The sequence below is a fragment of the Proteiniphilum sp. X52 genome, assembly GCF_003712195.1.
Lineage (GTDB): Bacteria > Bacteroidota > Bacteroidia > Bacteroidales > Dysgonomonadaceae > Proteiniphilum.
In genome coordinates this window covers 1-2,579 of record NZ_RDSD01000055.1, presented here as the reverse complement: position 1 = coordinate 2,579, position 2,579 = coordinate 1, and the positions used below count along the sequence as shown (strand labels likewise).

Sequence of the window (2,579 nt, the reverse complement as noted above, 5' to 3'; positions counted from 1 at the left end):
CAATATGGTATGTCAAAATAATACTGCTCTAATTTTTTTTCTTTTGTATTCATTACATGATTATAATTGACGAAGTGTGTTTGGGCAAATGTACCGGCATCTCTTTCATTGATTCCACACCTTTGCGTAGTTGCCACATTAAGCGGGAGAAACAGCATAAGACCTTTAAAGGTATTGCCCAAAAAGGACAGTGTTCCATCGGTTGGTTTTACGGCTTCAAACTGCATTTGATAATCAACGACAAAGGCGAAGTTTTGGATTTCATTCTTACTCCGGGCAATGTAGATGACCGGGAACCCTTGAAAAGTATGGATTTACACAAACGTATTTTCGGAAAACTCTTTGGGGATAAGGGTTATATCGGAAAAGACCTGTTCGAACAGCTTTTCATTGATGGTATACATTTGATTACCAAATTGAAAAAGAACATGAAAAATGCCCTAATGCTTCTTTCCGACAAAATTATGCTACGAAAAAGAGCTTTGATTGAATCGGTAAACGATGAGTTGAAAAACATGTGCCAAGTAGAACATACCCGACAATTTTGTAATCAACATGTTGGCCGCATTAGCGACATACTCCTTTCTCCCTAAAAAGCCCTCGATAAATATTTACACGGATGTTGTGGATGAAAACAGAGTTGCCGTCGCTTAGGTCGAACTCACGTTAAATTATGGATTTATGCCTCTTTGTTGAGGACTTTTATTTTACATGGTTTTACAAATTGAATTTATTCCACCGGATTTATGTTTGTTTTTTGCAAATGAAAAACATAAAATCGGATTGGCCCAAAAATGATCCGTCTTAATTCTGTTTCCTCCTTATTTTGCAATTAATTTAAATCAGGAGTTTGAGGGGATGATTTTCTTCTTCCCTTTTGACTCGAAAGGAAGTCATGTAAAAGGGGACGAAACGGATAACATGTTCATATTTATTGTTTTATGATGATGCTAACGGTACAGGAAAGCCGGTGCTTTTGCTTCACGGCGGTTCGTCGCGCGAAGAACGCGAATTATTAATGCATGAGATCAAATGAAAAAATTTTGTCGTGATCATCTTCTTTTGCCGAAATCAAAAAAATTCTATTGGTATTTTCACACACGTCGAATGTAATAAATGTTTGGTCTAATGTGTATTGAATTACCGGATTTCCCTCCCAGTCCCATACCTGTATCTCGTTTCCCATACAAGGAACATAAATATATTTCTCGGTAGATACAGGTCTTCCATAAAATATCATTCTCTTTTTCCAATTTTCCACGTTGTCAGATTGATATGGGGGAATTTTTACGTGTACTTCTTGCTCTAAAACGCCATCATACGAGTAGATTCTAAAAAATTTAAAAAAACTATAGAAAGCGGCTATTTTTCTTTTACCCTGAATCGCGGTTAGATGCTTATAATATATTTGGCATCTTTGGTCTCCTTCGTATTCTTTTGTTGTGAGGTTCGGATATGAGCTAAATTCGATTGTTTTTTTACGGGCCAAATCAATCATTTGGTATTCACAATCACTCGTACTTCCTGTAGCACAGCCAGTAAATGCACAGTATAAAGAATCGTCGAGCCTGATAAAACCATTTACGGCTAAATGATCAAAGGTTTTTACCGTATGCGTTACTTCTAAGGAACCATCGGGTTGAGGAGTAATGAATTTAAGAACATTTGCATCCAAGATTGTGAATCCTGTATGATGGATTTGTAGTGTTCTTCCAATTGGAAAAATGAAGTCGTTAGGTCCCTGTCCCTTTCTTCCGGTAGAGAAAATATGTTTGCAATCCGGCAGTTCAAATACGTCAAATAATCTCTCCTTTTTACTTTGAAATACCCATATTTGGTCATTCATGATAATCATTTCCTCTGGGGCTAATATTTCTGGGGCTGTTTTTATTACCGTGACCTTTATTTCTTTTTTTTCAGGAAACTTTGTAACATTGCTTGTTTTCTTATCCTCAACATGACATGCAGCTAAGCCTATAAGGAATATTAATAAAATAAATAAGTTAGTACGATTCATTATCCATCTTATTTTGTAATTGAAGAAGTGAAAAGGGACACAACTTATTTAAAAACCGCAATGTCCCTTTGTTCAGAATATGTTTTGGTTAAAACTTTATACGAAAATGAACCCACCAGTGGTGCAGTTCCCCGCATCCGTATATTCATAACAAGTGGCTAATTGACATCCATTGCAAAAAGTTATGGTCCATGTGGGCTCATATACATTGGGATCCCGTAGTTCCATTCTAATTGTTCCATAACAAGGAATAATATTTGGACCACCTTCACTTTGTGCCAATGCCTCCACATTTGCCAACGCCAAATCACTCAGATTAGCGTTACTTTTCAAACTTTTGTGCACTCCGAAACCTGCGGTTGCCAGGAGTGCGAGGGCGAACAGGCCCGAAAGAATTTTCTTTTTCATCTCCTTAAAAATTTAATTGTTAGAAACTATTGATTTCTGCCTCTTTGCAGAGGGCTTTTTATTCTATATTTCCTTTTAGCCGTATAATCAACGGCGAGTTGTCCATATTGCCGTACACCGAAACGGTTTTATTGAAATACCCCCGGTCGTCGGC

At 37.1% G+C, this 2,579-nt stretch carries 2 protein-coding genes and 1 pseudogene; 1 reads left to right on the top strand and 2 read right to left on the bottom strand.

The features are described from left to right. Positions 1–77 precede the first annotated feature (77 nt). Positions 78–654: pseudogene (locus D7D25_RS17520) on the top strand (IS982 family transposase); the annotation flags it as partial. A gap of 361 nt (positions 655–1,015) precedes the next feature. Here D7D25_RS17520 and D7D25_RS17515 read toward each other — a convergent pair. Continuing rightward, on the bottom strand, positions 1,016–2,017 hold the full coding sequence (locus D7D25_RS17515) for a 6-bladed beta-propeller (RefSeq protein WP_122970202.1): 1,002 nt from the start codon (positions 2,015–2,017) through the stop codon (positions 1,016–1,018). Positions 2,018–2,113: 96 nt separating this feature from the next. After that, positions 2,114–2,425, bottom strand: coding sequence for an NVEALA domain-containing protein (locus D7D25_RS17510; protein WP_122970201.1), 312 nt, complete (start codon positions 2,423–2,425; stop codon positions 2,114–2,116). Positions 2,426–2,579: the final 154 nt, after the last annotated feature.

What these genes read in the sequence shown, in the direction of transcription:
- D7D25_RS17515 (WP_122970202.1), bottom strand. Translation starts at nt 2,017, where the DNA reads ATGAATCGTACTAACTTATTTATTTTATTAATATTCCTTATAGGCTTA.
- D7D25_RS17510 (WP_122970201.1), bottom strand. Translation starts at nt 2,425, where the DNA reads ATGAAAAAGAAAATTCTTTCGGGCCTGTTCGCCCTCGCACTCCTGGCA.